The sequence below is a fragment of the Amycolatopsis pittospori genome, from assembly GCF_013870525.1.
Lineage (GTDB): Bacteria > Actinomycetota > Actinomycetes > Mycobacteriales > Pseudonocardiaceae > Amycolatopsis > Amycolatopsis pittospori.
In genome coordinates, this window is sequence record NZ_JACBXD010000005.1 from 140254 (window position 1) to 154520 (window position 14267).

The 14267-nt window shown below is 69.8% G+C and carries 14 protein-coding genes; 9 read left to right on the plus strand and 5 right to left on the minus strand.

Annotated elements, in window-relative coordinates:
* Positions 1 to 134: 134 nt before the first annotated feature.
* From H5J31_RS04565 to H5J31_RS04580, 4 genes are all read left to right on the plus strand, one after another.
* A complete protein-coding gene (locus H5J31_RS04565; RefSeq protein ID WP_181771167.1) occupies positions 135 to 1061 on the plus strand; it encodes a helix-turn-helix domain-containing protein in 927 nt (308 codons plus the stop codon).
* A 12-nt stretch (positions 1062 to 1073) separates the two neighbouring features.
* Positions 1074 to 1283 carry a DUF397 domain-containing protein gene (locus H5J31_RS04570; RefSeq protein ID WP_181771168.1) on the plus strand — a complete coding sequence of 70 codons (210 nt, stop codon included), beginning with the start codon at positions 1074 to 1076 and terminating at the stop codon, positions 1281 to 1283.
* A gap of 164 nt (positions 1284 to 1447) precedes the next feature.
* Positions 1448 to 1660, plus strand: coding sequence for a hypothetical protein (locus tag H5J31_RS04575; protein WP_181771169.1), 213 nt, complete (start codon positions 1448 to 1450; stop codon positions 1658 to 1660).
* 63 nt (positions 1661 to 1723) lie between these two features.
* The gene (locus H5J31_RS04580) at positions 1724 to 4750 is read left to right on the plus strand and encodes a helix-turn-helix transcriptional regulator (RefSeq protein ID WP_181771170.1); all 3027 of its coding nucleotides are present in this window, start codon (positions 1724 to 1726) and stop codon (positions 4748 to 4750) included.
* 73 nt (positions 4751 to 4823) lie between these two features.
* On the opposite strand, the gene H5J31_RS04585 is transcribed toward H5J31_RS04580, so the two are convergent.
* The 3 genes from H5J31_RS04585 to H5J31_RS04595 form a co-directional block, all read right to left on the minus strand.
* Positions 4824 to 6434 carry a succinic semialdehyde dehydrogenase gene (locus H5J31_RS04585; protein WP_181771171.1) on the minus strand — a complete coding sequence of 537 codons (1611 nt, stop codon included), beginning with the start codon at positions 6432 to 6434 and terminating at the stop codon, positions 4824 to 4826.
* A 116-nt stretch (positions 6435 to 6550) separates the two neighbouring features.
* Positions 6551 to 7375 carry a hypothetical protein gene (locus H5J31_RS04590; protein WP_181771172.1) on the minus strand — a complete coding sequence of 275 codons (825 nt, stop codon included), beginning with the start codon at positions 7373 to 7375 and terminating at the stop codon, positions 6551 to 6553.
* A gap of 198 nt (positions 7376 to 7573) precedes the next feature.
* Entirely contained in the window at positions 7574 to 8188 is a 615-nt protein-coding gene (locus H5J31_RS04595) for a TetR/AcrR family transcriptional regulator (RefSeq protein ID WP_181771173.1), read from the minus strand.
* A gap of 101 nt (positions 8189 to 8289) precedes the next feature.
* On the opposite strand from H5J31_RS04595, the gene H5J31_RS04600 reads away from it, so the two are divergent.
* Both H5J31_RS04600 and H5J31_RS04605 read left to right on the plus strand, forming a co-directional pair.
* On the plus strand, positions 8290 to 9441 hold the full coding sequence (locus H5J31_RS04600; RefSeq protein WP_181771174.1) for an acyl-CoA dehydrogenase family protein: 1152 nt from the start codon (positions 8290 to 8292) through the stop codon (positions 9439 to 9441).
* 34 nt (positions 9442 to 9475) lie between these two features.
* Positions 9476 to 10618, plus strand: a complete 1143-nt coding sequence (locus tag H5J31_RS04605) for a CaiB/BaiF CoA transferase family protein (protein ID WP_181771200.1) — start codon at positions 9476 to 9478, stop codon at positions 10616 to 10618.
* Here H5J31_RS04605 and H5J31_RS04610 read toward each other — a convergent pair.
* Together H5J31_RS04610 and H5J31_RS04615 are read right to left on the minus strand one after the other, a co-directional pair.
* Positions 10615 to 11151 (minus strand): GNAT family N-acetyltransferase, encoded by a 537-nt coding sequence (locus H5J31_RS04610; RefSeq protein ID WP_181771175.1) that lies wholly within the window; start codon positions 11149 to 11151, stop codon positions 10615 to 10617. The two genes, H5J31_RS04605 and H5J31_RS04610, sit on opposite strands and share 4 nt — an antisense overlap.
* Positions 11152 to 11161: 10 nt before the next feature.
* Positions 11162 to 11947 carry a crotonase/enoyl-CoA hydratase family protein gene (locus H5J31_RS04615; protein WP_181771176.1) on the minus strand — a complete coding sequence of 262 codons (786 nt, stop codon included), beginning with the start codon at positions 11945 to 11947 and terminating at the stop codon, positions 11162 to 11164.
* 147 nt (positions 11948 to 12094) lie between these two features.
* Here H5J31_RS04615 and H5J31_RS04620 point away from each other — a divergent pair, with 147 nt between their 5' ends.
* The 3 genes from H5J31_RS04620 (at position 12095) to H5J31_RS04630 (ending at position 14086) form a co-directional block, all read left to right on the plus strand.
* Complete coding sequence (locus H5J31_RS04620) at positions 12095 to 12235, plus strand: hypothetical protein (protein WP_207897453.1); 141 nt, start codon at positions 12095 to 12097, stop codon at positions 12233 to 12235.
* A gap of 355 nt (positions 12236 to 12590) precedes the next feature.
* On the plus strand, positions 12591 to 13073 hold the full coding sequence (locus tag H5J31_RS04625) for a helix-turn-helix transcriptional regulator (protein WP_181771177.1): 483 nt from the start codon (positions 12591 to 12593) through the stop codon (positions 13071 to 13073).
* A 131-nt stretch (positions 13074 to 13204) separates the two neighbouring features.
* Positions 13205 to 14086, plus strand: a complete 882-nt coding sequence (locus H5J31_RS04630) for a lytic transglycosylase domain-containing protein (RefSeq protein WP_181771178.1) — start codon at positions 13205 to 13207, stop codon at positions 14084 to 14086.
* Positions 14087 to 14267: the final 181 nt, after the last annotated feature.

Genomic DNA, 14267 nt, shown 5'->3' on the forward strand with positions numbered 1-14267 from the left:
TCGGAAAATGGTGGTGTGACCATCTCACCGAATGTGTCTCGGGCTGGTTAGATGTGCTTCGTGCGGGGTTCTAGAACACTGTTCTCCTCGCGGTGCGATCGGTGTTGCTCGGACAGCTTTGTGGAGGTGCCGTGATGACGAGGGGTCAGGGACCCACCGTGCGCCGCCGGAGACTGGCGAGCGAACTGAGGCGGCTGCGCGAAGCGGCCGACCTCACCATCGACGAGGTGAGCGAGAAGCTCGAATGCTCGGCGTCGAAGGTGAGCCGGATCGAGACCGGGCACGTCGGGGTCACGCCGCGCGACGCGCGCGACATGCTCGAGCTCTACGGCATCGCCGGCGACGAGCAGGAAGCGCTCGTCCAGCTCGCCAGGGAAGCCCGCAAACGCGGCTGGTGGCACGCGTACAACGAGGTGTTCACCGGCACTTTCGTCGGCCTGGAGGCGGACGCGAGTTCGCTCCGGGCGTTCCAGGCCCTGCTGGTACCCGGACTGCTGCAGACCGAGCGCTACGCCAGGGCCGTGATCAGGGCGATGCGGCCCGACGCCGAAGAAGCCGAGATCAGGCGCAGGGTGGCGGCGAGGATGGCGCGGCAGGAGCTGCTGACGGATCCTTCTCCGCCGGAGTACTGGGCCGTGATCGACGAGGCGGTCCTGCACCGCACCGTCGACAGCGCCGAGGTGATGGCGGAACAGCTGTACCGGATGGTCACGATGGCCGCGAGGGCGAACGTGACCGTCCAGGTCGTGCCGTTCGGCGCGGGGGCCCACCCCGGGATGGAGGGTCCGTTCCTCGTCATGGGCTTCCCCGAACTGGCCGACACCGACGTGGTCTACGTCGACAGCACCTCCAGCGGGCTCTATCTGGAGGAACCCCCGGACGTCCGGCGATACGCGTTGATGTTCGACCATCTGCGCGCCGCCGCGTTGAAGCCGGACGACTCGGTCGAGGTGATCGCCGAGGCCGCCGGAAGGTTCGCCGAGCTGGCGGCCCTGCCGGACAAACCGCAGTATCGGGACTCGGGCGGCTTCGGCCCGCTCGAAGTCCCCGGAAACGAGTAAGGAGTGGGGAGCATGACGCCCAACGATGATCTTTCCCAGGCCCGGTGGCGCAAGAGCAGCCACAGCGGGGGCGGCAACGACTGCGTCGAGGTCGCCTTCATCGCTTCCGGTGCCGCCTTGAGGGACTCGAAAGACCCTGAGGGAGGTGCCTTCCGCCTGTCGCCGCACGCTTGGCGGGGGCTGCTCGGCGCCGTGCGCCCGAGTGGCCCGGCACACGTCTAGAGACGCTGGAACTCGACCCCTTACGCCCCCCGAGCAGGGGATGGGTGGGAGTAAGGGGTCGAACCACGTCCGGGTGTAGGTGATCACCCGATGCCGCAGGGCACCCCTCAGGACGAATCTGGTCACTACCAAACCAGGTAGTGAGTTCCTAAGGGGAAACAGTGATGAACACGAACGACGCTCTGCTCACCGCGGTACTGGCCGAGGTCGATTACCGGCGGGAAGAGCTGCAGCGAGCGGGCCGCAGCGTATGGGTCGACAGGGCCCGCCGGGCCGGCAAGCGGATCCGCGCCCACCGCGCCGAGGTCCGGGTGCCCGCCCAGCAGCGCCGCGAGACCGGGCAGGTGCCCGCCCGCAGCGGCGAGATCACCCGGTAGAGGTCGAGTGCGATGAAGCTCTCGGCGAAAACCCAGGCGAAGTTGTCGGTCCGGTAGGCAAGAATGCACCTCGTGCCCCGTCTTGGCTCCGGTATCCCGATCGTCGCCCGCACTCAGGAGATGCGGCAGCTCCGCGCCGCCTTCGCCCGTGCAGAACGGGCCGAGGCCGGCGCGGTGCTGCTCTCCGGTGATGCCGGCGTCGGCAAGACCCGACTCCTGACCGCGCTCGGCGAATACGCCGCGGGTGCGGGCGCCCTCGTGCTCACGGGGCGCTGTATCGACGTCCGTGAGGGCGGCCTTCCTTATCTTCCGTTCGCCGAGGCCCTGGCGCCGCTGGCGACGACGTCGGATTCCGCGGTCACCGCCGCGGTCCGTGCCCGGCCGGCGCTGGGCAGGCTCTTGCCGCAGATGCAGCAGGCGGAGGACTTCCCCGCCATCGAAGACGGTCAGCTCACCGCGAGCGAACGAGTGTCGGCGCAACGCCTCGGGCCCGAACAGGACCTGGGTCAGCTCCAGCTCTTCGACGCGGTACTGGGGGTGCTGACCGCCATCGCGCAGCGGCGGCCGGTAGTGATCCTGCTGGAGGATCTGCACTGGGCCGACGGATCGACCCGGAACCTGCTGTCCTTCCTGCTGACGAGGCTGCGCACCCAGCGCCTGCTGGTGGTGGCGAGCTATCGCGAGGAGGACGTCCACCGGCGGCATCCGCTGCGGGCCCTGCTGTCCGAGGTGGTGCGGCTGGGCGCGGTCGAACGCGTCGAGGTCAGACCGTTCGGCGCCGAGGACGCGCGCACGTTCGTCGAGGCGCTGGCCGACGAGCCGATCGGCCAGGACCTGATCGCCGACATCGTCTCCCGATCCGAGGGCAATCCGTTCTTCGTCGAGGAGCTGCTCGCGTCCGCGAAGGACTGTCGCGACCTGCCTTCCGGGCTCGCCGAGGTGCTCCTCGCCCGGCTGGAGCAGCTGTCCCCGACCGCGCGCCGGGTGCTGCGCGTGGTCTCGGTCGCGAACGACGCGGTGGCGCACGCCGCGCTCACCGAGATCTCCGGGCTGGCCGAACTCGAACTCGACGAGGCCCTGCGCGAGGCCGTGCAGCATCACGTCCTGGTGATCGAGAACGGTTTCTACACCTTCCGCCACGCGCTGCTGCAGGAAGCGGTCTACGGGGATCTGCTGCCGGGGGAGCGGGTGCGCATGCACGCGGCCTACGCGGCGCGGATCCGGAACCGGGCGCAGGGGCGGGGGCAGGACGCGCGGCTCGCGCATCACAGCCTGGAGAGCAAGGACTTCGTCACCGCGCTGGCGGCGTTGCTGCGCGCGATGGACGAGGCCGAGAAACTGGGCGCGCCCGGTTCCGCGCTGCGTCACGTCGAGCAGGCACTGTCCATTTGGGACGCCGTACCGGAACAGGACCGCCCGGCGGACATCGACGAACTCCGGCTGCTGCACGAGGCGTCGTATTTCGCGAGTACGTCGGGAGAACCCGAGCGGGCGGTCGCTTATTCGAGGTCCGCGACCGAAGCGCTCGGCCCGGACACCGGGAACGAGCGTTCCGCCAAGGTCTGGCGGCGGCACGCGGAGGCACTGCTGTCGGTGGACGGCACGCTGGACGAGGTCGTCGAGGCGATCGACCGGGCCTGGGGGCTGGTCGAGCACACCGAGGCGAGCTCCGCGCGGGCCTGGGTACTCGCCACCAGGGCGGGCATCCTCCGCCTGATCGACAGGCACGAAGAGGCGCTGAAGTGCGCACTCGCCGCCGTCGCCGATGCCAGGGCCGTCGGCGCGGGCGGGGCGGAAGCGGCGGCGCTGGTCTCGCTCGGCACGCTGGCCGACTCCGCGGGCGACGTCGAAGAGGCTCGGGAACGCCTGAGCCAGGCGGAACGGAAAGCGCGCGATTCGGGGGCGCTCAACGGCGAACTCCGGGCGCTGCACTTCCTCGGGCTCAGCTACGACGACCGGGGCGAGATCCATTCCGCGCTGAAGTACTACGCCAAGGGCATCAAACGGGCCGAGGAGAGCGGGCTGACCTGGAGCTCGTTCGGGATCGAGCTGCGGACCAAACACCTCACGCTGCGGTACGTCAGCGGGGACTGGCCGAACGACGACGACGCCGGCCGCGCGGGCCGCGGTGTGTCGAGCGTCGTCGCCGGACGGTTCCTGGGGATCTGGGCGCAGTTCGTCGTCGGCCGGGGCCGGTTCGAGGACGCGGACAAGATCCTTCCCAGCCTGCGTCAGCACTGGAGCGCGGACTACTCGATCGCGCTCGCTGCGGGCGACGCCGCCATCCAGCTCGCGTCGTGGCGCCGGGACCATGCGGGGGCGGTGCGAGAGGCGCAAGAGCTGATCGACTGGCTCGAAGAGGTCGAACCCGCGGTGCTCGGCGGGATCCGGATCAGCGTGCTCGGCCTCGCGGCCGCCGTCGCGCAGGCCGCCGAAGCCCGGGTCCGCGGGGACCAGGCGACCGTGGACGCCGCGGTGGAGTCGGGCGAGAAGATGCTCGCCCACGGACGCCGTTGCGCCGAACACGGCATCCCGCGTTCGGTGTCGCTGGGTCCGGAAGCGCTGGCGTGGCTCGCCCGGCTGGAGGCGCTGGGCGGTTGCCTGCGCGGGGCGGGCGATCCGGCGCTGTGGGCGAAGGCGGTCGAGGCGTTCGAGTACGGCGCGGTGTACGAGCAGGCGATGTGCCGTCTGCAGCACGCGAAGTCCCTGCTGGCATCCGACGGCGACACCGCGCTCGCCGCGTCGGAACTGCTGGCCGCGTACGCCGTGGCCGACAAGCTGGGCGCGTGCCCGCTACGGGAAGCCGTCCGGGAGCTGAGCCACCGGGCGCGGGTCGAACTTCCCGGGGAGCCCGCGGCTCCGCGTCGCGACGTCGTCGATCCGCTGACCGACCGGGAACGGGACGTGCTGGAACGCGTCGCGCTCGGCCGGACCAACCGGCAGGTCGGCGAGGAGCTGTACATCAGCGAGAAGACGGTGAGCGTCCACCTTTCGCGTGTGATGGCGAAACTCGGCGCGAGCCGCCGGGCGGAAGCCGTCGCCATCGCCTACGACCGAGGCCTGCTGGCCGCCCCCACCACCTCCTCCTGACGCGTTTAGTCCTCTGGATGCGTTCCTTGCGTGTGCAAGTACCGCATCCAGAGGACTAAACGCGTGGGGAGCGTTACCGGCGCGGGAGGCGGCGAAGGGCCTTGAGGCTCGTGCTGAGGACTCGCGCCCACAGCTTCGGCGGGATTCCGCGACCGGGGCGCAGCGGCATACCGCGCTGCAGCGCGATGGCCTGCGCCTCGGTGTACTTCAGCAGTCCTTCGGCACCGTTGCGACGTCCGACGCCGGATTCCTTCATACCGCCCATCGGCAGTCCCACGGTCCCGAACGTCGCCGCGAAGCCCTCGTTGACGTTGACCGTCCCGGCCTTCAGCCGCGCCGCGACCTCCCAGCCCGCACGGCCGTTGCGGGACCACACGCTCGCGTTCAGGCCGAACTGCGTGTCGTTGGCGCGCTCGATCGCTTCGGTGACGTCGGTGTAGCCGTAGATCGACACGACGGGCCCGAAGGTCTCCTCGGCGAACAGCTTCACGTCTTCGGTGACGTCGGTGAGCACGGTCGGCTCGTAGAACAGCGGGCCGAGGTCGGGCCGGGCCTTACCGCCGGTGAGCACGGTCGCGCCTCGGGAACGGGCGTCCTCGACGTGCGCCGACACCGACGCCAGCTGGTCTTCCGAGGTCAGCGAGCCCATCTGCGCCTGGTAGTCGAGCGCGCCGCCGAGCCGGACTGCGGCGGTCTTCGCGACGAACGCCTGCGTGAACTCCTCGCGGATGGATTCGTGGACGTAGATCCGCTCGACCGAAACGCACAGCTGGCCCGCGGAGGAGAAGCAAGCGGTCACGGCGCCCGCGGCGGTCTTGGCGATGTCGGCGTCGGGCAGCACGATCATCGGGTTCTTGCCGCCGAGTTCCAGCGAGTAGCTCGTCAGCCGCTCCGCGACCTTCGCGGCGAGCCCCTTCCCTGTCGGCGTCGAGCCGGTGAAGCACAGGTAGTCCGACTCCTCGACCAGCGCGTCGCCGATCTGCGAGCCGCGGCCGAGCACGATCTGCCAGACGCCGGCGGGCAGCCCGGCCTCCTCGGCGATCTCCTGCAGCCACAGCGCCGAGAGCGCGGTCTGGTTGTCCGGCTTCTGCACGACGGCGTTGCCCGCGGCGAGTGCCGGGAGGACGTCCATCGCGGTGAGCGCGAGCGGGTAGTTCCACGGCGAGATGATCCCGACGACGCCCTTGGGATGCCGGATCTCGCCGACCTTCGTCAGCACCGGGATCAAACCGGCGGCACGGCGCGGCGAAAGGATCTTCGCGGTGTGCTTGCCGTAGTAGGCGGCCACCAGCGCCGTGGCGCTGACCTCGTCGAAGGCGTCCATGCGCGCCTTGCCCGCTTCGACCTGCACGAGGTCGAGAGCCTCTTCTTGGCGCTTCAGGACCAGGTCATGGAGGCGGATCAGGATGCGCTGCCGGTCCTCGACCGGGCGTTCGGCCCACGAGCGCTGGGCTTCGCGCGCCTGGTCGAACACGATGCGGACGTCGGCGTCGGTGGCCTGGGGGAGCGTCGCGATCGGCAGCCCGGTGAACGGCGCGCGCATCTGGACCGGCGCCGAATCCTTGCCGCCCACAACCCGGCGTACGAGCCGTTCCGCCCTGGCCGCGCCCGGCGCGCCGGGGATGCCACCGATGGTGGCCGGATCTTCGGTGTGGCCCGCGCTCGCCGGTGTCGTGCTCGTCATGCCGTCTCCGTTCCATGCCGCGCGGAGCCGGGAGGCGCCACGCAGAGCCCAGGTGTTACCGACGAGTACAGCATACCGCCGGTATGGAGACTGTCCAGTGTCGACGTGAATAAGTTTCACATATTGCCGGGGCGAGGCGGGTTGTCGGGGGACGGTCGCAGGATGTCCTGCTGCTGCAACGCCGACCCCGAGGGCGGTGTCGGAGGCGACGGCGGTTCGTAGGCCTGAGGCTGCGGTTGCTGCGGATACTGCTGCTGGGGGACGCCGGGCGCGTAAAGGGGGTAGCCGGCCGGGTAAGGGGCCTGACGCGGCTGCGCGGGCTCGCGCCGGTTCGCCACGATCGCCAGCGCGATGGTGAGCAACGCCACCAAGGCGCCGGCCAGCAGGATCCAGAACCCGCTCCCGGTGCCGTAGCGCGAAGTGAAACGACCGGTGTCCTGTCCGAAGCTCAGGCTCGCCGAGATGTCCATGCCGAGCATCCAGACGCCGAACGCGGTCCCCGCCCCACCCGCGACCAGCAGTGTCCTCGACGTGGTCGCCGCCAGCGAACCCGAGCTCCGCCGGTAGGAACCGAAACCGACCCCGGCACCCGCGATCAGGACCAGCGCCGCGGCGGACAGCGGGATGCCGTACCGGGCGACGTGGGTCTTGTCGTAGAACTCCTTCTCCTCCGCGGACGGCTCGATGTCGAACGTGCGGGTCCAGCCGGTCTCGGCGAACTTCGACACCGATTTACCGTCGGAGAGCTGTTCGTAGGTCGACTGCGGCAGAAAGGTCGCGACGATCACGAGAAGCGCGGCGAAGACGCCCATCATCGCGGCGAACAGCCGGGGGAGCCGGGCGTCCGACGGTGGCCGCGGCGCCGCGGCGGGGGCTTGAGGAGGGTGGATTGCGCTGAACGGGCCAGTCGGTTGGTACGGCTGCTGCTGCGGCGCGCTCATGGTCGGCTCCTCCGCCGGTTCTGTTGTCCAGCAAGGAATTCCACCACGGATCGGCCACTTAAATAAGTGTCACCTGTGCTCTGGTCAACGGCTTTCGCGCGTGCTACGCGGCAGGTGGTCCTGGGCGGACCTCGGTGCCCCGGTCTTTCGGCAAGCCCTGCGCAAGCCCTGCCCGCGACCCTGCGCCGGACAGGACCGCTACGGCGAGGCGTCCTCGTAAAGCATCACCGCGACACGCTTCCATTCGTCCAGCAAATGCCGTCGCCGCTTCGGGCCGCCGCCCAGTTCCGCGTCCAGTGCGAGGCCGCGGGTGAGGTTCACCGTCAGCCAGAACAGGATCTCCGCCCGTTCCTTCGGCAGGTCCCCGGCGATCGTCGTGACGAGCTCCAGTGTCGAGCGGCCCAGTGCCTTGTCGACGGGGCGGATGGCCTCGCGCAGTTCGGGATCGGTCCGTGCCGCGACCCACAGTTCGGTGGCGGCCGTGGACAGCGTGCCGGAGTAGCCCTCCCACAGCAGGTCGATCGCCGCCGCCACCCCCGAAGCGCCGCCGGGGAGCGTGGAGATCGACGCGGCCAGCTGTCCGCGCAGCTTCTCCGTCAGATGTTCGACGGCGGCCGCCATCAACTCGGCTTTCGCGGAGAAGTGGTGCTGCACGGCGCCCTTCGAGACTCCGGCGCGGGCGCAGATCTCCTGCACCGAGGTGCGCGCGTACCCGAGGTCGACCAGGCAGTCGATGGTCGCGTCGAGCAGCGCGGTGCGGGTCTGTTCACGTCGCTCGGCCTGCGTCCGGTGGGTCCTGCCGATCACACTCATCCGGCCTCCCCTTTACGTGCAGCTCGGTACGGATGTACATTCCGCTTGGAACTTACATCCTAAGCGTCATGTTTTCCAGGTGTGATCAGGAGGCGTTGGCCGTGCCCTTGCAGATCCAGAAGAGCTCGTGGAGCACGACGGAGCTCGAAGACCTCCGGGACCTCGCCCGGACCTTCTGCCAGAAGGAACTCGTTCCCCATCAGGAACGCTGGGCGCAGGAGAAGAAGGTCGACCGCGAGCTGTGGACGAAGGCGGGCGAGGTCGGCCTGCTGGCACTGTCCATCCCGGAGGAGTACGGCGGTGGCGGCGGCACGTTCGCCCACGAGGCCGTGCTCTACGAGGAGCAGGCCCGGTCCGGCGACAGTGCGTGGGGCGTCACCGTCCACAATGGAATTGTCGCGCATTATCTGCTGGAGTACGCCACCGAGGAGAAGAAGCGGGAGTGGCTGCCGAAGTTCGCGTCCGGTGCGATGGTCGGCGCCGTCGCGATGACCGAACCCGGCACGGGTTCGGACCTGCAGAGCATCAAGACCCGCGCGGTGCGCGACGGCGACCACTACGTGATCAACGGCGCGAAGACGTTCATCACCAACGGTTTCCACGCCGACCTCGTCGTCGTCGCGGTGAAGACCGACCCGGACGCGGGCGCGCAGGGCGTCTCGCTGATCGCCGTCGAGACCGACACCCCCGGCTTCAGCCGCGGCCGCGTCCTCGACAAGATCGGGCTCAAGGGCCAGGACACCGCCGAGCTGAACTTCGACGACGTCCGCGTGCCCGTCGCCAACCTCCTCGGTGACAAGGAAGGCCTCGGCTTCATCCAGCTGATGCAGCAGCTTCCGCAGGAACGGCTGATCATCGCCGTCACCGCGGTCGCCGGGATGGAGGCCGCGATCGACCAGACCATCGCCTACACCAAGGACCGTCAGGCTTTCGGTCGTCCGGTCTACAACTTCCAGAACACGAAGTTCAAACTCGCCGAGGCCGCCACCGAGGCCGCGGTTTCCCGCGCGTTCCTCGACCAGTGCATCGAACGGCATCTGCGCAAGGAACTCGACGTGCAGGGCGCGGCGATGGCGAAGCTGTGGACCACCGAGCGGGTCAACAAGGTCGTCGACGACTGCCTGCAGCTCTTCGGCGGCTACGGCTACATGAGCGAGTACCCGATCGCGCGGGCGTGGGCCGACATCCGGATCTCCCGGATCTTCGGCGGCACCAGCGAGATCATGAAGGAAATCATCTCCCGCACACTCTGAGGGAACCGTTGCCGTACAAGGAAAGGACGTGGCGATGAAGGCTGGGCCGCTGAGCGGGCTCAAGGTCGTCGAACTGGCCGGGCTCGCCCCGGCGCCGTTCGCCTGCACGATCCTCGCCGATCTCGGCGCGGAGGTCGTCCGGGTCGACCGGGCGACACCCGGCAACGACGTCATCGGCTTCCCGAACGACCCCCTCGCCCGCGGCAGGCGGTCGATCGGGATCAACACCAAGACCCCCGAGGGGGTCGAACTGGTGCTGAAACTCGCCGACGACGCCGATGTGCTCATCGAGGGCTTCCGTCCCGGGGTGGCCGAGCGGATGGGCATCGGGCCGGAGCAGGTCCACGCCCGTAATCCGCGGTTGGTCTACGGGCGGATGACCGGATACGGCCAGGACGGCCCGCTGGCGCCCGTCGCCGGGCACGACATCAACTACATCGGCATCTCCGGCGCGCTCGAACCGATCGGGCACGCCGGGCAGCGGCCGGTGGTGCCGCTCAACCTGGTCGGCGACTTCGGCGGCGGTGGCCTCTTGCTCGCGATGGGCGTGCTGGCGGCGCTGTTCGAACGCCAGTCGTCCGGGAAGGGGCAGGTGGTCGACGCGTCCATGGTGGACGGCGCCGCGCTGCTGACCACCAGCCTGCACGGCCTGCTGGACTCCGGGCTCTGGCCGGGTGGACGCGGCGAGAACATGCTCGACGGCGGCGCCCCGTTCTACGACACCTACGAGACCGCCGACGGTAAATACGTCGCCATCGGCGCGATCGAGATGCGGTTCTGGGGCGACCTGGTGAAGGTGCTCGGGCTCGACCCGGAAGAGACGCCGGTGCACGTCGACAAGAACGAGTGGCCGAAGCTGCGCAAGATCGTCGCCGAAGCCGTCGCGAAGCACACTCGCGACGAGCTCGTCGCGAAGGCCGAGGGCACCGACGCGTGCCTGACGCCGGTCCTCGCGCCGCGAGAGGCGCCGTCGCATCCGCACAACGTCGCGCGCGGGACGTTCGTCGACATCGGCGGCGTGGTGCAACCCGCACCGGCGCCGAGGTTCGACCGGACCCCGGCGGAGACGCCGGAACCGCCGCGGCCCAAGGGCGCCGACACCGCCGACGTCCTCGCGGAACTCGGTGTGGACGCCGACGGGATCGAGCGGCTCAAGGCCGGCGGCACGATCGTCTAGAGGCGTTCCGGGTCGGGGTCCAGATCGGATCGCACCATCGAATAGAGGATGTGGTCACGCCAGGCCCCGTCCCGGAACCCGTAGCCGCGCAGCACGCCCTCCCTGGTGAAGCCCGCCTTCGTCAGGGAGCGCTGCTCGGCGACGTTGCCCGCTTCCGTCGACGCCTCGACGCGGTTCATCTGCGTATGCGCGAAGAGATACCGGACCAGCAGCCGCTGCGCCTCGGTCCCGTAGCCGTGGCCGCGGGCCTCGGGGATCAGCACCAGACCGGCGTTCCAGCAGTACGACGTCGATCCGCTCCTGGTCTTGTGCCAGGAGACGAACCCGAGGCGCCTGCCGTCGAGCACGATCATCAGCATCCCGTTGTCCGCGGCGAGCATGCCGGTCTCGGACCAGCGGCGGCGCAGGAAATGCGGGTCGTGCCAGCCGTGCCACTCGAACCTGCCGGCGGTCTCGGGATCGTTCGTCAGCGCTTCGAGTGTCGCCAGGTCGTCTTCGTATACCGGTCTGAGTGCGACTCCGGTTTCTGTCATCCGACAGACCCTAGGACGAGTGGTCCTCGAAGGTGCCGTGACGCCCCGCGCCGTCACTGAACCGGCTGGCGCCTTCGACGGCTTCTTCGGCGAGTCCTCCGCCGATCAGCGCGTTCGAGAACTCGGCGCGCAGGGCCTCCTCTTCGGTGAGCCCGTACTGGCCGTACGCGGATCGGCGGTCCGCACGCAGGCACGCCTGCGGGAAGGCGGCCAGTTCACGCGCCAGGGCCTGCGCGGCGGCCAGCGCCTCGCCGTCGGGCACGACCCGGTTCGCCAGCCCGATCGCGAGCGCCTCGTCGGCTTCGACCGCGCGGCCGGTGAGGATCAGGTCCATCGCCCGTGAGTGCCCGATCAGCCGGGGGAGCCGCACGGTGCCACCGTCGATCAGGGGAACGCCCCAGCGGCGGCAGAACACGCCGAAGACGGCCGTGCTGTCGGCGACCCGCAGATCGCACCACAGCGCCAGTTCCAGCCCGCCCGCGACGGCGTGCCCGCGGACGGCGGCGATCACCGGCTTCGACAGCGCCATCCGGCTCGGCCCCATCGGTGCGTCGCCCGCCGGGCTGAGCGAGTTCGTGCGGTCGGTGCCGACGGCCTTCAGATCGGCTCCGGCACAGAAGGTGTCACCCGAACCGGTGAGGACGGCGACAGCGGCGTCCGCATCGGCGTCGAAGGCGCGGAAGGCGTCCGCCAGCGCGGCGGCCGTCGGTCCGTCCACCGCGTTGCGGGACTCCGGCCGGTTCAGCGTGATCGTGGTCACCGGGCCGTCCCGGTGGACGAGGACGTTTTCCCTCATCGATCGCTCCCTCCTGCGAGTCCGGGTGGGCACAGGGCCCCGAATCTCCCTAAAGTGGGACGAAGTCCGCAGTGCGCGCGGAGTCATCGTCTGGACACTACGGTGTGATGGGATGGAGCCATGTCGCCCGGCTTGAAGAAATTCGTTGTGATCGCTGTCGTCGCGCTCGTGCTCTTCTTTCTGATCAGCAAGCCGACGCAGTCCGCCGACGCCGTCCACACCGCGCTCGGCTGGCTCCGGTCCGGTGCCGAAGCCATCGTCACCTTCGTGCGGAGCGTCTTCTCCTGACCTTGCCCGCGCCGCTACCGGTGTCCCTCGTGGCGCCGGTGATCACCGTGCGCAGCGACCTGCGGATATCACTCAGCGTCACCCGTCTCAGATTTCGGTCGGGCGACTCGACCATCCGGGTGGATTGACCCCGAAAACCTGCAGGTCGACGAATTCGTGCCCTGGAAGCTCTGGCGGAAAAGACCTCCGCGCCCCTACGGTGCTCACATTGCGTGATCGGTTGGTCCTCCAGGCGCCGGAGCAGGCCTCCTGGGCGAGGAGTTTCCGCAGGTGCAAGCCCCAGGGCTGAAGCGGGAACTTCCAGCCGGGCAAGTAAGTCAGGACTTGTCAGTCGGGGAATCATGAGGAGGCAGGGATGACCGGAGATCCCGGAGTCGATGCGTTGATCCGGCAGTGGGCCGCCGAGCGCGAGCAGACCCCCGAGGAGCAGGAGGTCGACCGCATCGCCTCCGCTTGGCTCGCCGATGTACCCCGCCAGGCGCCCGGGATCCCCGGGCAGCGCCAGCAGTCCGGCCAGGCGCGCTGGGCGCCGGTCGAAGCGGCCGATCCCGGCTACCTCGACGCCATGCGCAGCCGTCTCCCGGACGTCCCGCAGGACCTCCTCGTCGCGGCCGCCGGCTGGTGGCAGATGGTCGGCGGGGTCGCCGAGGCCGAAGCCTGGTGGGACGCCGGCATCAGCCCGCTCGACCAGCGCGCGCTCGACTACCGTGCGGCCGGGCTCGCCCCGTCCGATCTGAGCCGTCGTCTCGGACCCATGACCGTCTTGCAGCACCTTCGCCGCGGCAGTGCCCCGGCCTGGTGCGTCGCGCGGCTGGCGAGGCAACAGAAGTCCGCCTGATGAGAACTTCGCGCACGCGCGGGTGAACCGGCGTGGCAAGGGCGATCTCGGAGAACGCGTAACGCTAACCTGCGCGGGCTCGTTGTTCGAGCATCGGTCGTGATCGCCGCCCACGCTGGAGGACCCGCTTCGTGCGCACCACCCCGGAAAACGACGAGCTCGTCGCCGACCCGGCCACGCCCACCCCGCCCCGCGGGGTGGGCGCCGCCGTACTCGGCAGGCTGCTGATCGTGCTGGCCGTACTCGGCTTGGCCGGGGGAGGGATCTGGCTGGTGACCAAGGCGTCCGCCCCGGTCGCGAGCCCGACGACGATGGAGATCCCCGCCCTGCAGGTCAAGGCGGCGGACGTCAAACCCGGAACGGTCGTCCCGGTCAACGCCACCCCCGCCGGCGGCGCGGCCCAGCAGACCGCCCCGCAGCAGGCGCAGCCGAAACCGGGCAAGGACCCGCTGGCCGCCTGGACCGAGCGGGCCGCGCAGGCCACCGGCATCCCGGCCAGGGCGCTGCTCGCCTACGGCAACGCCGAACTCGCGATGCGCCAGATGCAGCCGAACTGCAAGATCTCGTGGGCCACCCTCGCCGGCATCGGCCGCATCGAGTCGAACCACGGCCAGTACGGCGGCGCCGTCCTCGGCCAGGACGGTCGCCCGTCGAAGCCGATCATCGGCGTCCCGCTCGACGGTTCGCCCGGGGTCAAGGCCATCGGCGACACCGACGGCGGCCAGTTCGACGGAGACGCGGCCGTCGACCGCGCCGTCGGCCCGATGCAGTTCATCCCCAGCACCTGGCGCCGGTACGCCGCCGACGGCAACCGCGACGGCGTCGGCGACCCGCAGCAGATCGACGACGCGACCCTGGCGGCAGCGCGTTACCTGTGCGTGAACAACCGCGACATGTCCGCGGCCTCGGGCTGGTGGGCCGGGATCCTGTCGTACAACAACTCGACTGAGTACGCCCAGAAGGTCTTCGGGCTGGCCGACGACTACGCGAAGGCCGTTCAGACCGCGAAGTGACGTTCGCGTGAGTATCCCCCCGGTGCGAGGGTCAGCGGGTGCTTCGTGTGGCGCCAGTGACCGGTGGGGCTCTGGTGGCTGCTGCGTCGGTGGTGACCTGCTCCCGCGGGGGTGAAGGTCGAGTTTTCCTCGGCTGAACCGAGGGATGGGGCCCTCACTCGCTGGCGCTGTGCTTGCTGGT

Bases quoted from the DNA above. Each gene is read 5' to 3' on its own strand.
- H5J31_RS04565 (WP_181771167.1), top strand. From the start codon at position 135: ATGACGAGGGGTCAGGGACCCACCGTGCGCCGCCGGAGACTGGCGAGC.
- H5J31_RS04570 (WP_181771168.1), top strand. From the start codon at position 1,074: ATGACGCCCAACGATGATCTTTCCCAGGCCCGGTGGCGCAAGAGCAGC.
- H5J31_RS04575 (WP_181771169.1), top strand. From the start codon at position 1,448: ATGAACACGAACGACGCTCTGCTCACCGCGGTACTGGCCGAGGTCGAT.
- H5J31_RS04580 (WP_181771170.1), top strand. From the start codon at position 1,724: ATGCACCTCGTGCCCCGTCTTGGCTCCGGTATCCCGATCGTCGCCCGC.
- H5J31_RS04585 (WP_181771171.1), bottom strand. From the start codon at position 6,434: ATGACGAGCACGACACCGGCGAGCGCGGGCCACACCGAAGATCCGGCC.
- H5J31_RS04590 (WP_181771172.1), bottom strand. From the start codon at position 7,375: ATGAGCGCGCCGCAGCAGCAGCCGTACCAACCGACTGGCCCGTTCAGC.
- H5J31_RS04595 (WP_181771173.1), bottom strand. From the start codon at position 8,188: ATGAGTGTGATCGGCAGGACCCACCGGACGCAGGCCGAGCGACGTGAA.
- H5J31_RS04605 (WP_181771200.1), top strand. From the start codon at position 9,476: ATGAAGGCTGGGCCGCTGAGCGGGCTCAAGGTCGTCGAACTGGCCGGG.
- H5J31_RS04610 (WP_181771175.1), bottom strand. From the start codon at position 11,151: ATGACAGAAACCGGAGTCGCACTCAGACCGGTATACGAAGACGACCTG.
- H5J31_RS04615 (WP_181771176.1), bottom strand. From the start codon at position 11,947: ATGAGGGAAAACGTCCTCGTCCACCGGGACGGCCCGGTGACCACGATC.
- H5J31_RS04625 (WP_181771177.1), top strand. From the start codon at position 12,591: ATGACCGGAGATCCCGGAGTCGATGCGTTGATCCGGCAGTGGGCCGCC.